Origin of the sequence: Alteromonas lipotrueae (assembly GCF_019249215.1) — a bacterium.
GTDB lineage: Bacteria > Pseudomonadota > Gammaproteobacteria > Enterobacterales > Alteromonadaceae > Alteromonas > Alteromonas lipotrueae.
This window is the reverse complement of sequence record NZ_JAESDI010000008.1, coordinates 201,904-217,895: the sequence shown is the minus strand read 5'-3', so window position 1 is coordinate 217,895 and position 15,992 is coordinate 201,904. Positions and strand designations below refer to the sequence as shown.

15 protein-coding genes and 4 tRNA genes are annotated in these 15,992 nt (G+C 43.2%); 3 read left to right on the top strand and 16 right to left on the bottom strand.

The genetic code is table 11. From position 1 onward, the window contains the following. Positions 1 to 143 precede the first annotated feature (143 nt). Positions 144 to 725, bottom strand: coding sequence for a TetR/AcrR family transcriptional regulator (locus JKP82_RS11490; protein ID WP_159531190.1), 582 nt, complete (start codon positions 723 to 725; stop codon positions 144 to 146). Positions 726 to 877: 152 nt separating this feature from the next. On the opposite strand from JKP82_RS11490, the gene JKP82_RS11485 reads away from it, so the two are divergent. From JKP82_RS11485 to JKP82_RS11475, 3 genes are all read left to right on the top strand, one after another. Continuing rightward, on the top strand, positions 878 to 1,429 hold the full coding sequence (locus JKP82_RS11485) for a carboxymuconolactone decarboxylase family protein (RefSeq protein ID WP_159531188.1): 552 nt from the start codon (positions 878 to 880) through the stop codon (positions 1,427 to 1,429). A gap of 271 nt (positions 1,430 to 1,700) precedes the next feature. Further along, positions 1,701 to 1,871: a hypothetical protein gene (locus JKP82_RS11480; protein ID WP_013784701.1), complete on the top strand. Its 171-nt coding sequence runs from the start codon at positions 1,701 to 1,703 to the stop codon at positions 1,869 to 1,871. Positions 1,872 to 2,313: 442 nt separating this feature from the next. Further along, positions 2,314 to 2,931 (top strand): flavin reductase family protein, encoded by a 618-nt coding sequence (locus tag JKP82_RS11475; protein WP_159531185.1) that lies wholly within the window; start codon positions 2,314 to 2,316, stop codon positions 2,929 to 2,931. 81 nt (positions 2,932 to 3,012) lie between these two features. On the opposite strand, the gene JKP82_RS11470 is transcribed toward JKP82_RS11475, so the two are convergent. The 15 genes from JKP82_RS11470 to lolB form a co-directional block, all read right to left on the bottom strand. Beyond that, positions 3,013 to 4,416 carry an alanine/glycine:cation symporter family protein gene (locus tag JKP82_RS11470; RefSeq protein WP_159531183.1) on the bottom strand — a complete coding sequence of 468 codons (1,404 nt, stop codon included), beginning with the start codon at positions 4,414 to 4,416 and terminating at the stop codon, positions 3,013 to 3,015. A gap of 291 nt (positions 4,417 to 4,707) precedes the next feature. Further along, positions 4,708 to 4,783, bottom strand: a tRNA-Gln gene (locus JKP82_RS11465). 4 nt (positions 4,784 to 4,787) lie between these two features. Further along, a tRNA-Leu gene (locus JKP82_RS11460) sits at positions 4,788 to 4,872 on the bottom strand. A 40-nt stretch (positions 4,873 to 4,912) separates the two neighbouring features. Beyond that, positions 4,913 to 4,989, bottom strand: a tRNA-Met gene (locus tag JKP82_RS11455). 172 nt (positions 4,990 to 5,161) lie between these two features. Then, on the bottom strand, positions 5,162 to 6,094 hold the full coding sequence (locus JKP82_RS11450; RefSeq protein ID WP_258544386.1) for a peptidylprolyl isomerase: 933 nt from the start codon (positions 6,092 to 6,094) through the stop codon (positions 5,162 to 5,164). 181 nt (positions 6,095 to 6,275) lie between these two features. Further along, positions 6,276 to 7,367, bottom strand: coding sequence for a redox-regulated ATPase YchF (gene ychF / locus JKP82_RS11445; RefSeq protein ID WP_159531181.1), 1,092 nt, complete (start codon positions 7,365 to 7,367; stop codon positions 6,276 to 6,278). Between the two features lie 38 nt (positions 7,368 to 7,405). After that, positions 7,406 to 7,987 (bottom strand): aminoacyl-tRNA hydrolase, encoded by a 582-nt coding sequence (gene pth / locus JKP82_RS11440; protein ID WP_126873900.1) that lies wholly within the window; start codon positions 7,985 to 7,987, stop codon positions 7,406 to 7,408. 5 nt (positions 7,988 to 7,992) lie between these two features. Further along, positions 7,993 to 8,625 carry a 50S ribosomal protein L25/general stress protein Ctc gene (locus JKP82_RS11435; protein ID WP_218397104.1) on the bottom strand — a complete coding sequence of 211 codons (633 nt, stop codon included), beginning with the start codon at positions 8,623 to 8,625 and terminating at the stop codon, positions 7,993 to 7,995. A gap of 203 nt (positions 8,626 to 8,828) precedes the next feature. Beyond that, entirely contained in the window at positions 8,829 to 9,830 is a 1,002-nt protein-coding gene (gene ahr / locus JKP82_RS11430) for an NADPH-dependent aldehyde reductase Ahr (protein ID WP_218397103.1), read from the bottom strand. Positions 9,831 to 9,931: 101 nt separating this feature from the next. Beyond that, complete coding sequence (locus tag JKP82_RS11425) at positions 9,932 to 10,387, bottom strand: ribose-phosphate pyrophosphokinase (RefSeq protein ID WP_218397102.1); 456 nt, start codon at positions 10,385 to 10,387, stop codon at positions 9,932 to 9,934. 89 nt (positions 10,388 to 10,476) lie between these two features. Beyond that, positions 10,477 to 12,870 carry a putative bifunctional diguanylate cyclase/phosphodiesterase gene (locus JKP82_RS11420; RefSeq protein ID WP_218397101.1) on the bottom strand — a complete coding sequence of 798 codons (2,394 nt, stop codon included), beginning with the start codon at positions 12,868 to 12,870 and terminating at the stop codon, positions 10,477 to 10,479. 320 nt (positions 12,871 to 13,190) lie between these two features. Beyond that, positions 13,191 to 14,129, bottom strand: a complete 939-nt coding sequence (locus JKP82_RS11415; RefSeq protein ID WP_208806010.1) for a ribose-phosphate pyrophosphokinase — start codon at positions 14,127 to 14,129, stop codon at positions 13,191 to 13,193. A gap of 43 nt (positions 14,130 to 14,172) precedes the next feature. Beyond that, positions 14,173 to 14,248 (bottom strand) — tRNA-Gln (locus JKP82_RS11410). A gap of 5 nt (positions 14,249 to 14,253) precedes the next feature. After that, entirely contained in the window at positions 14,254 to 15,159 is a 906-nt protein-coding gene (gene ispE, locus JKP82_RS11405) for a 4-(cytidine 5'-diphospho)-2-C-methyl-D-erythritol kinase (RefSeq protein ID WP_218397100.1), read from the bottom strand. A gap of 110 nt (positions 15,160 to 15,269) precedes the next feature. After that, positions 15,270 to 15,890, bottom strand: a complete 621-nt coding sequence (gene lolB, locus JKP82_RS11400; RefSeq protein ID WP_159531169.1) for a lipoprotein insertase outer membrane protein LolB — start codon at positions 15,888 to 15,890, stop codon at positions 15,270 to 15,272. Positions 15,891 to 15,992 lie beyond the last annotated feature (102 nt).

Below are 15,992 nucleotides of genomic sequence, written 5' to 3'. Positions count from 1 at the left end.
TTTCTAATGCATACTCTCCCAATGCTCTATAGATGCACGAGTGAACAGCTAACACTTAAAAACTCGTGGTAAATCCATCCATGGAAGGTCTACCAAGGCGTTCACATTGTGAAGGGGTAAAGCGGGTTCACCATATACATCTTTCACTCAGGCCAAGAAGTTTTAAGATCGATGAGTACTTTATCTATCATGGTTTCGATGGCGTGATCGTCGCTTTGCATTAACGCAAAAGTGCGAAGGCCTATAAATTGGTTTTGTAACCAATCTGCGGCTTTATCAATCGGTGTGCTCGAAGGTAGAGAGTTAGTTTGAACGGCCTTTTCTACAATCGATTTGAAGCACGCTTTTAAGGTACTCATGCCATCAAGCACAGATTGTTTCCCGTTTTCACCCAGCATCTCTAATTCGGTAATAGACTTAATTAATAAGCATTGGCGCTGGAAGCGCATTTCTTCAGGATTAATAAGCTCGCTGACGAAAAATTCGCGTAAAGCGTCAAGGGGGCTGACAGCCTCAATAACAATGCTGAGTTTTTCTTGGCTGTTCGTAACATACTTTTCCACTACTAACTGGAACAAGCCTTCTTTACTTTTAAAGCGAGCGTAAATACTGCCGGGTCGCATATCTAGCGCTTGTTGAATGTCGCGCATACCAGCGGCCTGAAAGCCTTTTTGCCAAAAAAGCGCCGTTGCCTTCTCAATCACTTCAGACTCTTCATATTTCATTCTGGTATACCTTATATTTGAATGTTTTGAACACTTGTTCAATTATGGCTTGAACAAGTGTTCAAGTAAACCTATATTGTATTACATCAAAACGTAATCAGTATTTATCATTTTAGTTACTGGTTTTCAGTTCACATCAATAGGAGAGTGACATGAGCGATTTTACATTACACACAGCAGATAGTGCACCAGAAGCAGCTAAACCACTTCTTGATAATTCTCAAAAAGCTTTCGGTATGATCCCTAACTTGCATGCAGTAATGGCGGAAGCGCCAACGTTGCTTGAAGGTTATCAAGTACTTCACGGCTTAGCACAAGATACGTCATTCAATGCAGAAGAGCTTACGGTAGTATGGCAAGCGGTTAACGTAGAGCATGCGTGTCATTACTGCGTACCAGCACATACCGGTATTGCTAAAAGTATGAAAGTAAGTGATGAGCTAATTGAAGAGTTACGTAACGACGAAACCCTTTCTGATGCCAAGCTAAACACTTTGAAAGATACCGTACTAGCAGTAACGCGTGGTCGTGGCCACATTGAAGATGCACAGCTTAAAGCATTTTACGATGCGGGTTATGCGCATAAGCAACTATTAGAGATTATTCTAATATTGGCGCAAAAAGTGATGAGTAACTACACAAACCACCTAGCTGAAACCCCAGTAGACGATGCATTCAAATCGTTTGCCTGGGAACCGAAGTAAGGTACGAAGAAGGTAGAGAGAGCTAACTCTTCTACCCGTAGTGAAATAGCAATGGTTTTACGAAAGTTCAAGTAAAACATGAATATACAAAAACGGCCTTTGATAATCAAAGGCCGTTTTTTTACGTCTAATTTTCTTGTTATTTGCTATTTTGGTTAAACAAAACTGTCATATAAAAGCAATAAACCTTGAAAGTGTATATACAATTGATATATGGTGTATAGCCATATTCCGCATGAACTCATAATGAAGTTCTTGATGAGGACTTACATTGGATAAGAAAAAGAAAAAAAAGAATAGTCAGCTGATTATTCGCATAAATGATCAGGAGCGTGCTGACTTTATTCATCTCTGCGAAGAGTTAGATACTACAGCGGCTAGAGAGATCAGGCGGTTTATTAAAGAATTCACTGAAGAGCAAAAAGCCAAGTCTTCAGATTAGCGCTTTTGCTTTATCAAAAATGCATATGCTCTTAAAGCAGTGATTACATCGAGTGGGCGTATAATGCCTAGCATTCCTCACTCAATAACAATAGTAATAAAAGGATATTTCCAATGGCTAAAGCTAAAAAAGTCAAACAAGAAATCAAAGTAACAAAAGCTAAAATTTCTAAGCAAGAAGGTAAACTTAAAAAGCTTAAAAAAGAGCTTAAAAAAGCGAAGAAAAAATAGTTCGCTATATTAATTTACATTTATAAAACGGCGTATAAGCATGGCTTTACGCCGTTTTTATTTTCTATTAATGGCATTCGTATGTCTGTTTCGGTGCCACAGTTCATCAGATAAATGCTTCATCTAAATGAGTATCCACTACTGCTAATTGAACGTCTTAGGCGCTATACTCATAATGGTAAAGTAACGATACTCGCCGCTAAGGAACATTCTTGTCTGACATTCACTTCTACGAACCCAAGTTAGGTCATAACCTCGCACACGATCCGTTTAATGCCATTATTGCGCCTAGACCCATTGGCTGGATTTCGACTAAAAGTAAAGACGGTAAGCCCAATTTAGCGCCTTACAGTTTCTTTAATGCACTTAATTACACACCACCTATTATCGGTTTTTCTAGCGTGGGTGATAAAGATTCACTGAAAAATATCAAAGAAACCGGTGAGTTTTGTTGGAATCTTGTCAGTAAATCATTAGTTGAGGCAATGAACCAAACAAGTGCACCGTTAGCATCTGATGAAGATGAGTTCGCATTCGCTGGTTTAAGCACCGCTGAATCTCACATTGTTGATGTACCACGGGTTAAGTCCAGCCCGGTCAGTATGGAATGTAAGCTTACCGATATCGTACAGCTAAAAAATGCAGAAGGCGGCTTATGTGAAAGCTGGTTTGTCATGGGCGAGGTAGTAGGCGTTCACATTCAAAAAGGTATGATTGAAGCGGGTGTATATAAAACGTTGAAAGCTGAACCTGTCATGCGTGGTGGCGGAGCAGGGGATTACTTCACCGTAGATAGTCGCAATATGTTTGCGCTTTTCAGGCCGAAATAGAGAGAGTTTATGGCATAAAAAAGCAGTGGCGACTGTGTTTAGTTAGCGGCCACTGCCTTTTATTACTGCTTAATGTTTCGCTTACCAAATACCGTCTTCAGATTTACCCTGAATTTCACAGTCTCCAGCTTTATATTCTACCTTTTCACCCCTATCGCGCTTAGCAAAGTAATCTTTGCTGATAGAGACAATGGTAGGCGTCATCCACACAATCGCGGTGATATTAATAACAGTCATTAACCCTAATGCCATATCGGCCATGGCCCATACTTGCGGCATAGCAGCTTGAGCGCCCCAGTAAATCATACCCAGGTAACCTATTGTGTAGGCGGCTCGACCCGCGCGGTTATCGAGTTTGAACATATGTAAGTTACTTTCGCCGTAGGCATAGTTAGCCACAACCGAAGTGAAGGCGAATAAGCTAATAGCGGCGGCAACAAAGTCAGTTCCCCCTTCGCCTAAGTGGCTGCTCATTGCATCTTGGGTTAATCTAATGCCTTCCATTTGATCGGAGTTAGACCCGCCGGCAAGCAGAATAATAAAGGCGGTAGAGGTACAAAGCACCATAGTATCTAAAAACACGCCCAGCATTTGAATGTAGCCTTGTGACACTGGGTGGTTAGGATTAGGTACCGCGCTGGCCGCTGCATGAGGCACAGAGCCACTTCCGGCTTCGTTTGAGTATAACCCTCGTTGTATACCGTTTTTAATCGCTGCCCCTAGCGCGCCAGCTCCCGCTTCTTGCAATCCAAATGCAGATTTTACGATATCCATCAGCATCGCAGGTAGTTCTGAGATGTTGATAAAGGTAATTCCCAATGCCACTAATACATAACCAATACCCATAAAAGGCACAACAAACTCAGCAAATCTAGCAATACCGCGTAAGCCACCTATTACGATTAAAGAGGCTAGGGCAATAATCGCTATGCCTGTGTATTCGCTGGGAAATTGATACGCGTTGTTTAATGCATCCGTGATGGTGTTTGCTTGCACCGCACTAAAGACAAAGCCGTAACCGAAGAAAAGACATAAAGAGAAGGCTACCGCTAACCAGGTTTTATTCAAACCTTGTTTAATGTAATACGCAGGGCCGCCACGAAACTCACCGTTTTCATCACGTACTTTGTAAAGTTGCCCTAACACGCTCTCTGCGAAGCCTGTGGCCATGCCTAATATGGCAATCATCCACATCCAGAAAATAGCCCCCGAGCCACCAAGCGAGATAGCTACAGCTACCCCTGCTAGGTTACCGGTACCTACTCGGGCTGATAAACTAGTACACAATGCCTGAAAAGAACTAATACCTTCTTTTGAGGATTTATTGCTTCCTTTCAATAAGGAAAACATGTGACCAAAATGACGTAATTGAACACCACCTAATTTAACGGTAAACCAAATACCACACACCAATAGCATTATAATTAATACTTGGCCGTTACCCCATAAGACGTTATTCACCGCCGAGACAAAGTCGTATATCACGCGTTTTCCTTTGTTTTTGTTGTGAGACTCGTAGAAATCCTAAAGAGGCTGTTACTCGCTTAAAGGCAAGTACCTTAAAAGGCTAATATCTAAATCGAGAGTACTTTAAATGAATACACCTTAACTAAAGCACCGTAGAAGAAAGTATCTTGCAGGAGAGCGCTCAAAAGACACAGTAAGCAAATATAGTAGCATGTGGGAAAAAAGAGTGAAGAGGGAATAAGTAGTTAGATTACAACTTTATTTAGGTCTAAAAACAAAAAACCGGTCGAAGGACCGGTTTCTTATGTATGGCTGGGGTAGCAGGACTCGAACCTACGAATGGCGGGATCAAAACCCGCTGCCTTACCAACTTGGCTATACCCCAACTGTGGTGCGGAAGGAGAGACTTGAACTCTCACGCCGTGAAGCACTGGAACCTAAATCCAGCGTGTCTACCAATTCCACCACTCCCGCACAGTCAGAACCTCAAGAGAAGTTAGATAAAAAGAAAAATTGGTGGCTATGGCGAGATTCGAACTTGCGACCCCATCATTATGAGTGATGTGCTCTAACCAACTGAGCTACATAGCCTCCGGCTTTTTCTTTTCCCTCTCAGGAAGTGGCGCGTATTATGCGGATATGACTGGCGACCGTCAACCCCTTTTTTACTAACTTTTTCTAAGTGGCTAATATCTGTGCGTTCAGGTCTAAAATCTAGTCAAAGTGCAGTGAATTTAATCAAATATCGCCAATAAACCTAAACTTAATTCCATGGCGTTGATGAAGTTTTAGTCTGGTAATAGCAAACATCGATAGGTCTAGGACTATAAATTTTGTCATGAAAGAAAGAATTATTGAGTGTTTGTCCAGTTTTCATACGTTTTTGGTATTCCGGGTGTGAGGGAAGCTGAATATAATACAGTTTACCCGACGTATCTTTGTTACCTGCGTAACTATTTTTAATTTGGCTCTTATCTGAAGGCACTTCAATAACGCCACTATTCTCTATTGGGCCCCTAGGCAATTGCTGCAATACTTCCATCCCCTCAAGTACTCGTCCAATAACAGACATATTTCGGTCTAAATGTCTGGGGGCTTGGCCAATCACAATATAAAACTCCGTGCTGGCAGTGTCCTTTTCACTATTTCGGGCAAAAGCGACCGTGCCAGGGCAGTGAAGCGCCCACATCTCATTTCGAGCGCTGTCTATTCCTACAGGAAACCCATTTAGAAAACCTGTAGCGGGGGCAAACATGTCATTTTCTTCTATAACAACCGCAGAGGATGAAAGTGGGGTAACAAACTCAGCCTTCAACTTATCGGTTCCTTGCGAGGGGGTATGGCTTTCATTACTTCCTCCTTGGGCTACGAAACCGTCTACCACGCGATAGAAGTACTGCTGTTGATAAAAATCACGCTTAATCAATTTACGAAAGCGTTTTACATGATGGGGCGCTAAAGCTGGGTTCAGCGCTATGACGACATCACCGTAGTGTGTCTCAAGGGTAACGATATGTTTAGTAGGCACCTTGTACCATTTGTTGGCTATGTTGGTATCCAGCAGGAGCTTTTCTTTTATCAGAGTATCCTCAACGCTTTTCCCATGGTCATTTGCGGAAACAATACCTACACCAGAAAATGCCACACAGAGCGAGACAGACAGTGCTGAAAGTGAACATATGAGGTTTTTTATCATTTTATTTGTAAGCCCTAATGTGAATCTTATTATAAGCACTGTTATAAGTGCCATTTGATGTGTTTAAAGTACCGAGTCATTGCCTGTTAAATCAACAACTAATTCTACAGGCAATAAAAAACCACCTCTAAGGGTGGTTTTTGTAACGTTAAAAGAAAGGCTAGCCTAGGCTACATTCTTATTACACGTTAAATCTAAAGTGAATTACATCGCCATCTTTAACAATGTATTCTTTACCTTCTAAACGCCACTTACCGGCGTCTTTAGCACCTTGTTCACCGTTGAATTCAACAAAGTGATCGTAGCTAACGATTTCGGCACGAATAAAGCCTTTCTCGAAGTCGGTGTGAATCTTACCTGCTGCTTGTGGTGCAGTTGAGCCTTCTGGGAAGGTCCAAGCGCGTACTTCTTTTACCCCTGCTGTAAAGTAGGTTTGAAGAGTCAACAAGTTATAGCCTGCACGAATAACACGGTTAAGACCTGGTTCTTCAAGCCCCATGTCTTGCATGAATTCTTCACGCTCATCGTCTTCAAGCTCGGCAATGTCAGACTCGATAGCGGCACATACTGCAACTACAACGGCGTTCTCGCTTTCGGCGATAGCGCGTACTTTGTCTAAGTATGGGTTATTTTCGAAACCGTCTTCGTCAACATTAGCAATGTACATGGTTGGCTTGAGGGTAAGCATGTTCATGTAGCTGATTGCCGCGTGCTCTTCTTTAGTTAGTTCTAAAGAACGAAGTAATAAACCTTCATCTAAATGAGGCTTAATTTTTTCCAATACTTTAAGTTCATACTTAGCATCAGAGTCGCCACCTTTAGCGCGTTTAGCAACACGATGTAGGGCTTTTTCTGTGGTTTCTAAGTCTGAAAGTGCAAGTTCGGTATTGATAATATCAATATCGTCTTGTGGGTTAACTTTGCCCGCAACGTGAACAATATTTTCGTTGTCAAAACAACGAACCACGTGGCCAATGGCATCGGTTTCACGAATGTTAGCTAAGAATTTATTTCCTAAGCCTTCACCTTTTGAAGCCCCTTCAACCAAACCTGCAATATCAACGAATTCCATCGTGGTTGGAATAACACGTTGAGGGTTTACAATTTCAGCCAGTTTGTCCAAGCGAAGATCCGGTACAGGTACAACGCCTGTATTGGGCTCTATGGTACAAAAAGGGAAGTTTGCCGCTTCAATACCTGCTTTTGTCAGTGCATTAAAGAGTGTTGATTTACCTACGTTTGGTAGTCCAACAATACCGCATTTAAAACCCATGGTAGGGATCCTTGTCTGGAATTAGTACTAGCTCAGGCTCACGCCTTAAAGGAGTGTAGCCGATTTTGCGCTTGCTTTAGGTCGTTTTTAAGGAGTATTTCAGTACAGCGCACAGCTTCGTCAATGACACTTTCTATGGCCATTTTTTCTTCAGCGGGGGGCTTACCTAATACATGTCCGGTAACACGGCTTTTGTGACCCGGATGTCCAATACCAATACGCAAGCGTAAGAAGTCTTTATTGTTACCCAATTTTGCCACAATGTCTCTAACACCATTTTGACTAGAGCTACCGCCGATTTTGTATTTTGCTACACCGGGAGGTAAGTCGAGTTCATCAAAGGCCACTAAAATTTGTTCGGGTTCAATACGGTAGAAATTGGCTAATGCCGCTACAGCCTGACCACTCTTATTCATAAAAGTTGTAGGGTAGAGTAAGCGCACATCTTGCCCAGCAATAGTCACGCGGGCGGTTTTACCGAAAAATTTGGATTCTGGTTTTAGCGGGGTATTGAAGGTGTCGGCAAGTTGGTTGAGAAACCATTCACCGGCATTGTGTCGGGTATTATCATATTCGGGGCCTGGATTTCCCAGGCCCACGATAAGTCGGATATCAGCCAAGCTGATTATTCCTCAGAAGCTGCTTCTTCGTCGCCTTCTTCTGCATCAGCTGCTTTAGGAGCAGGCTTAACAGTGACTACTGCAAGGTCGTGAGTCTCGTCGTCTTTTCCAAGCTCAACAGAGGTGATACCAGCAGGTAGTGTAAGGTCAGACAAGTGAAGAGTAGAATCCATTTCAACGTTAGCAATATCTACTTCGATGAATTCTGGAAGATCTTTAGGCAAACACGTAATTTCGATTTCGTTTACGTGGTGCTCAGCGATACCGCCAGCTTTGATAGCTGCAGACTTGTCTTCGTTGATGAAGTGAAGAGGTACGTTAGTGTGTAACTCTTGACCTGCGATTACGCGCTGGAAGTCAACGTGAAGAATACGCGGCTTGAAAGCGTGACGTTGCATGTCTTTAACAAGTACTTCAACAGCTTTTCCGTCTACGTTCAAAGTAAGAACGTGAGAGTAGAACGCTTCAAAATCAGCGGCGTTGTTTACTTTGTTGTGCTCAAGAGTAATCGACACTGGTGCTTCTTCACCACCGTAGATGATACCAGGAAGCTTGTCTTCACGACGTAGGCGGCGGCTCGCACCTTTCCCTAGGTCTGTACGTACAGTAGCTTCCAGAGTAAAAATTGCTTTAGACATTATATGTCTCCAATAAAAAATTAAGAATGTAAGTTCTTGCGACCAGAACCTACTGTTATAGGGCGTTGTAGCTACAAATTGTAAACAACAATCGCCGCCTCAAATTTTGAGGGCGGCGAATTCTAACACCGAGACCTATAACATACAAATTTTACTTGGCGGGAGTCATTTATTTGCGTGTCTAAATGGCACTACAGCAATGCCTATTTAGTCAACACAACACGATAATGGGCTTTACCGTCACGAAGCCGTTGTACTGCTTCATTAACCTCGTCGAATTTAAAGGTTTCTGTCACCGGCGCAATATTATGCAGCGCTGCAAATTCCAGCATGGTTTTAATGGTTGCAGGGCTACCTACTGGCGAACCTGATACTGAACGTTGACCTCCAATAAGATTAAACGCCCCTATATCTAAAGGCTCTAACGTTGCACCAACAAAGTGTAAACGGCCTTTAGGCGCTAGAGTCGATAAGTACAAGTTCCAATCAAGCTTCACATTCACCGTAGAAATGATAAGGTCGAACTTGCCCGCGGCGGCTTTAAGTTCATCTTTATCGCGGCTATTTAAGGTTTCATGAGCACCAAGTTCTAACGCTTCTTGTTTCTTCGATTCACTCGAAGTAAAAGCAACAACCTTACATCCCCACGCATTCAAAAACTGCAATGCTAAGTGCCCTAAGCCGCCAATACCTACCACGCCAACTACTGAGGTGGGTTTAATATCAAATTGTACTAGTGGGTTAAATACCGTAATACCGCCGCAAAATAGTGGCCCAGCACTTTGTGGGTCTACACCATCAGGAATAGGTACAACGGCCGTAGCTTGAGCTCGAACTTTATCGGCAAATCCACCGTGGCGACCGCCAATCGTCATCGTGGCATTAGAGCATAAGTTTTGATCGCCAGACTCACAGGTGCCACAGCTATTACAGTAGCCGGCGTGCCAGCCCAAGCCTACCCGCTGACCTACTTTCAATGACGTAACGTGTTCGCCTACCGCACTTATTTTTCCCACCACTTCATGTCCTGGTACGAATGGGTATTCACTTATACCCCATTCATTATCCAACATGCTTAAATCACTATGACAAATGCCGCAGCTCTCCACGTCTATCTCAACATCGTGAGAGGCTAATTCGCCAGGGTCATATTCAAACTTTTCCAGCTTTCCACCTGGCTCTTGTGCTGCGTATGCATTAATCATTTATTACTCCTACTATTAACAGTGACGTTTGTACGGCGTAGATAGCCGTAATCGATCACCGGTTCCTTTTTCCAATCAACCACTGCTTAGTCAAAGCATGCTTAGTGAGTGGGTGCGTTTCCTATCACTCTGCTGGCGTCGAGAATTTCTACACTTTCAACCTGTAACACGGTGCCGTATTGGGTGATAGTCATAAGGTCCGGCATAGGCATACCGGTAACCTTAACGATTAAGCCATTTCTATGAAATTTCTTATCCAGTTTTCGAAGTGTGTAGCGCTCGCCATCTTCAGCAATAAAGGCATAGAAGCCACCTTCCATTTCTTTGTACACAATGGTGCCGGTTAGGGTAACTTCACTGGCTTCACCTGACGCGCTAAGACGTTTTTGTTCCGCAGTTTTAGCCACTAAGGCTTGCTGAGGCTTTTCATCTGCTTTTTCAGTCATAAGGGGCTCTTCTTTAACATCTACAGTGGCGTCATCTTCATTAGAGCAGCCAACAAGGGCTAATAGTAATGTGGCGGCTGACAGCGTAGATAATGTGCGAGTAAATTTCATAAATGCCTCTTTTATAGTTTTTTGTTAGATACTAACGGTAAACCGAAAGTGGCCACATGGCTACAAAGAAAGACTACTTTAAAGCAGGTTTAGTTCTCTTTATTTTGAATGTCGGGCCATTTACTGATGAAATTTTGAGCGTGTTCGGAGGTCATCGGGCGACCATAGAAAAAGCCCTGGGCATTCGTAAAACCTAGCTGTTGTAACAAAGTGGAAACTTCTCGGGTCTCTACACCTTCTGCAGTGGTTTGCAAGTGTAATGCATTAGCCAATTGTAGTATTGCTGACAAGATAGATTCCGCATTTGCACTGTTTAGGTTTTGAGTGTGTTCTGACGCGGCAATAACGAAACTTCGGTCTACCTTAAGCTTGTCAAAAGGGAAACGTTGAAGGTAAGACAGTGAAGAGTACCCTGTACCGAAATCGTCCAATGCGATCCGAACGCCTTGCTCTCTTAAGCTATTCAAAAGCACAATCGTGCTGTCGCCATCACACATTAATGATGATTCAGTTAACTCAAGTTCTAATCGAGAAGCGGGCAGACCGGTTGCTTTAAGCGCCTTGATCACCGTAGTGAGTAAATTGGTTCGCTCAATTTGAACGGGAGAAACATTCACAGCAACTTGAAGCGGTGCAGGCCAGTTCATGGCATCACTACAGGCCTGTCTTAAGACCCATTCCCCTAACTGGACTATCATGCCATTTTCTTCAATAAGGTGAATAAAATCGGTAGGCGACACGACGCCTCGTTCGGGGTGGTGCCAACGAACCAATGCTTCAAAACCGATTAGCGTATTATCGCTAAACCGAATTTGAGGCTGGTAGAGCACAACAAAGTCGTGGTCTGCAAAGCTCTGACGAAAATCACTTAGCAGCGCCAATCTCAACATGGCATACTCATCGAGTTTAGGATCGTAGAAGCAAAGTTTGTTTTTACCGCTCGCCTTGGCTGCATATAGTGCCATGTCGCTGGCACGTTGAAGAGACACTGGGGACACACCATCCATTGGCGCGTTTGCTACCCCAATGCTGGCGCCTAAATCAAACGAGTGCTCTTGATGTAGCCATGGTTCAGCTAATAAGTCGTGGATTTTCTGCCCGAAACGTGTTGCTTCCAGAGGCGTAAGGCTATTTTTGAAAACCCAAGCAAATTCATCACCCCCCAGTCTTGAGAGCAAGACATTCTTTGGTGTGATTTCTTGAAAACGACATGAAATTTCTTTTAATAACGCATCACCAGCTAAGTGGCCTAACGTATCGTTAATCACTTTAAAATTATCAAGATCTAACGTAACTAAGGTTATATCCTTGATTATTTCAGGGGTGTTCAGTTCAGCTTCAACGACAAAGCATTCTTGTAATGTTTTGGAGAATAAGTGGCGGTTAGCCAACCCAGTTAAAGAGTCGATATTAGCTAAAAACGTCATCTCTTTTTCGCGAAGTAGCGCATCTGTCACATCAGTGCTTACGCCGCGCCAGCCAGATAAGTTACCCGTACTATTAATAAGAGGTTGGGCAGTCAGCGACCACCATTTAGTATCGCCATTGACTTCAATAGGAATGTTATCTTGTGTGAAGGGCTCATTCTGTTGAAAATTGGTCGCTAATTCTCTCACTACGTGCTGGTTCGCCGCAGATGTGCTGTCTGAAAGTAAGTTTAAAAAATGGCTGCCAGAGAGTTGTTGTACAGGTTTCCCTAAAACATGTTGCATACGTAACGAGACATGCTTCAAACATCCGTGACTATCAATTTCCCATAGCCAATCACTAGCGTTTTCTTCAAAATCTTTCAACAACAACCCTACAACCTGGCGTTGATGTTCTATCGCGGTTTCTGCCATTAATCCGCGAACAAAACGTTTCGATGTAACCAGCACCACACAGCTTAGATATATCCAATAGATCAACAGCAATGCAGATATAAATAAATACTCGCCAAAGTAACTTATGTGGATACCTACTGATACCCCCAAGGTTAAGAACAAAACCCAAAATAACGCGGCTGCGGGTAAGGACGCAAACTGCCAAGCGCCAGTTGCAATAAATGCTGCAATAATAGCAACTAAGATAATCTTACCTTGGGTATCCAATACTCCAAGTAATACGGTCGTCATTTGCGCATATAAAACAGCCGCCAATCCCAACATGAGTGCCAAGATAAATTGAACCCGCTTAGAGCCGGTATTCTCAATTTTTCGTTTAACCAATAAGTACCAAGCAATAACATCACCGGCTGCGATAATAAGTAATGACAACGACCATGCAATCATGAAATCACTATTAATAAGGTCATTAGCAAAAACGGAACACAAAATAACGATGAGAACAGTTGCACTGCTGGCAAGGGGAAGTTGTCGAGATAGAGAGTCAATTTGCCGGGCACGATAGTAGTTAGCCAGCTCAGACGTAGCATCGGGGTCGGTCCAAAATCGACTTAACCAATACCAAAATGCTGTTGACGAGCGAGTTTTTCTTACATTCACTAACCGCTCCTTTTTTATTATTTGTATTTGAACGTGGCTTGTAAGAAAACTCACGTTAGGAACAACTTTTTTAACAGACTGATCGTGGTTGAAATTCGACCGTTAGTCTACGACTTAGTCTACGAGTGTTAATAATAGTAAAAGAGACACTAAATATTTTACTTTTTTCAGGTGATTTTTAATGTGGAGATGAAGAGGCAAGAATAGTAGGCACAAAAAAAGGGCCCGTAGGCCCTTTTATATATAAATCGTCGAACTGTCATCGCTTAACTTATTCGCGGCGAGAATTCGAGATGAGTACTTGTGACGGTTACTAGAAACTAGTACTCAAACATCGCTGAAATAGACTCTTCGTTGCTGATACGACGAATCGTTTCAGCAAGCATTTCAGATAATGTTAGTTGTTTCACTTTTCCAATCTTCTGCATATCTGCACTAAGCGGAATAGAATCGGTAATGATAATTTCATCGATGACAGATTCTTTTAGGTTCTGTGCTGCGTTACCAGAGAAAATTGCATGGGTGGCGTAAGCATAAACATTACGTGCACCATGGCTTTTCAATGCTTCAGCTGCTTTCGCTAACGTGCCGCCAGTATCAATCATGTCATCCACAATAATACAGTCACGGTCATTAACGTCACCAATTATGTTCATTACCTGAGCAACGTTCGCCTTAGGACGGCGTTTGTCGATAATGGCAAGATCAGCATCGTTAAGTAGCTTAGCGGTAGCACGTGCTCGAACAACACCGCCAATATCTGGCGATACTACAACCGGATCGGCAAAATCACGTTGAACCATGTCGGCCAACAGGATAGGCGTTCCGAATGCATTATCTACAGGTACATCGAAGAAACCTTGAATCTGCTCGGCGTGCAAGTCGATAGTAAGTACTCTATCTACACCAACGTTAGAAAGAAAGTCTGCGACAACCTTTGCAGTAATTGGCACCCGGGCTGAACGAACGCGACGGTCTTGACGCGCATAACCAAAGTATGGAATTACCGCAGTAATACGACCTGCTGATGCGCGGCGCAAAGCGTCGATCATCACGATCAATTCCATTAGGTTGTCATTAGTGGGTGCACAGGTTGATTGGATAATAAAAACGTCCGAACCACGGACGTTTTCATGAATTTCTACGCTAATTTCACCATCACTGAAACGGCCTACTTTGGCGTTTCCGAGTTTGGTATAAAGGCGATCGGCGACTTTCTGGGCAAGTTCTGGTACGGCATTACCTGCAAAGAGCTTCATATCTGGCACAAGTGGGTTCCTCAGTGCGTTGATAAAAGAGGTTTGGCTGGGGTAGCAGGACTCGAACCTACGAATGGCGGGATCAAAACCCGCTGCCTTACCAACTTGGCTATACCCCAATTTTTTATTTCTTGTCCGATGTGGCGTACACGTGCTCTGATTTTTTTAATTTTTGTAATAGCGGTGAGCGATTCACACCTTTTGCAACAAAACTTTGCCAAGCAGCAGGCAGTTTAGCCTGAACTTGTTTAGCGGAAACTTCGTCAGAAAAGGTGGCAAATACGCAGGCACCTGTGCCCGTCATTCGCGACGGTGCGTAGTGTACCAACCACTGTAATAAATTTGCAACTTCGGGATAGCGATTAACGACTAATTGCTGACAATCATTGCGAGTTTTTCCAAATTGGTAGTCTTCCCACTGCATAATTGGTGTATTTCTAGGCAATTGTTCAGCGGTAAATACCTCGGCGGTACTAATATGCACATTGGGGTTCGCCACCAAATACCATTTTTCTTGTTGCGGGGCAGGGGTGATCTCTTCACCTACTCCTGATGCAAAAGCGGTAAGCCCGCGAACAAAAATAGGTACATCGGCGCCTAACTTTAACCCAAATTCAGCAAGTTCATCTTCTTTTAGCCCCGTCCCCCACAAATGATTCAAAGCGACTAGCGTTGTGGCGGCATTTGAAGATCCGCCGCCAATTCCGCCGCCCATGGGTAAGCATTTTTCTACACTAATGCTAACACCTTTATCAATATGAGCATGTTCAGCTAATAGCTTAGCGGCACGCACAATAAGATTATCTTCATCTTTTACCCCTTCGAGCGGGGTAGCCATAGAAATTTTACCCGAATCATTAATGTCAAAAGCAAGCTTGTCGCCGTAATTAAGCATCTGAAATAAGCTTTGCAATTGGTGATAGCCGTTCGGGTAACGACCATTAATATGTAGAAAAAGATTAAGTTTGGCGGGAGATGGCCACCAATCTGGGCTTATCTCTTGTGGATTCGTTACTTCTGAATTAGTCATGTTTATTTCTTTACTTCCGAGCCTGTCACAACTGAGTTTGTCACGACTTAGTTTGTTACTTCTAGCTTTTTTTAGTGCTAGGTTTGACGCTGCTAGGTTTAGGCTTGAAACTAAAGCAGCGTCCATTCATATATTTTTATTTTTAATTGCGTTGATGGCGGGTTGGGTTGAACCAAATTAATAGCGTGGGGCAGCCACACATTATTGCCTTCGGGGGTAGTCACATTGCCATAGTTAGCATAACTCACTTGCCAGCCTTTACATGCACGACAATTGCTTTCAAGGGTATTAAGCAAACCCTTGTCGGTAAGGGTAAATTTATCATCGGCAAGAGGAAGCCCTTTGATCCACGAAAGTAAGGGGGCGACGGGAATATCCATGCCAGTGGTATAATAGATTAAAGGTTCAGGATCGGCGTCTTCATATACTTCATTACCGGCTTCTAAAATGGCTTTATCACCATTTACATTCAAATCAACCATGGTTACACCGAGTAAATTGGTTAATCGGAAATGAAAATTGGCGTCATCGGTTTTCCACAATAGGTTCGCGCTAGCCCCTTCTTTTTCCTTTCTGAAGGCTATTTTTCCGCGCAATTGCCAGGCATCAACTTGAGCCACCTTTTTAAGCTGGGCGCTAAGGTTGACGGCGTCTTCAGGACCATCAGGTAAGGTGATACAGGCGCTGATAAATAGGCTAACCACTACAAGTAAAAAAGCAAAGCGAATCATTGGGTGTCGTCTTAGGTAAAGTGCATACTTTATGTGAACACAGTTCTACCAACACTTTCAATCATTTTGGGTTTTTCGTACAATGCGCGTCCGACGTTGCCA

Coding starts and splice junctions, on each gene's coding strand:
- JKP82_RS11490 (WP_159531190.1), bottom strand. CDS start 725: ATGAAATATGAAGAGTCTGAAGTGATTGAGAAGGCAACGGCGCTTTTT.
- JKP82_RS11485 (WP_159531188.1), top strand. CDS start 878: ATGAGCGATTTTACATTACACACAGCAGATAGTGCACCAGAAGCAGCT.
- JKP82_RS11450 (WP_258544386.1), bottom strand. CDS start 6,094: ATGATAAAAAACCTCATATGTTCACTTTCAGCACTGTCTGTCTCGCTC.
- ychF (WP_159531181.1), bottom strand. CDS start 7,367: ATGGGTTTTAAATGCGGTATTGTTGGACTACCAAACGTAGGTAAATCA.
- JKP82_RS11435 (WP_218397104.1), bottom strand. CDS start 8,625: ATGTCTAAAGCAATTTTTACTCTGGAAGCTACTGTACGTACAGACCTA.
- ahr (WP_218397103.1), bottom strand. CDS start 9,830: ATGATTAATGCATACGCAGCACAAGAGCCAGGTGGAAAGCTGGAAAAG.
- JKP82_RS11425 (WP_218397102.1), bottom strand. CDS start 10,387: ATGAAATTTACTCGCACATTATCTACGCTGTCAGCCGCCACATTACTA.
- JKP82_RS11415 (WP_208806010.1), bottom strand. CDS start 14,129: ATGAAGCTCTTTGCAGGTAATGCCGTACCAGAACTTGCCCAGAAAGTC.
- ispE (WP_218397100.1), bottom strand. CDS start 15,159: ATGACTAATTCAGAAGTAACGAATCCACAAGAGATAAGCCCAGATTGG.
- lolB (WP_159531169.1), bottom strand. CDS start 15,890: ATGATTCGCTTTGCTTTTTTACTTGTAGTGGTTAGCCTATTTATCAGC.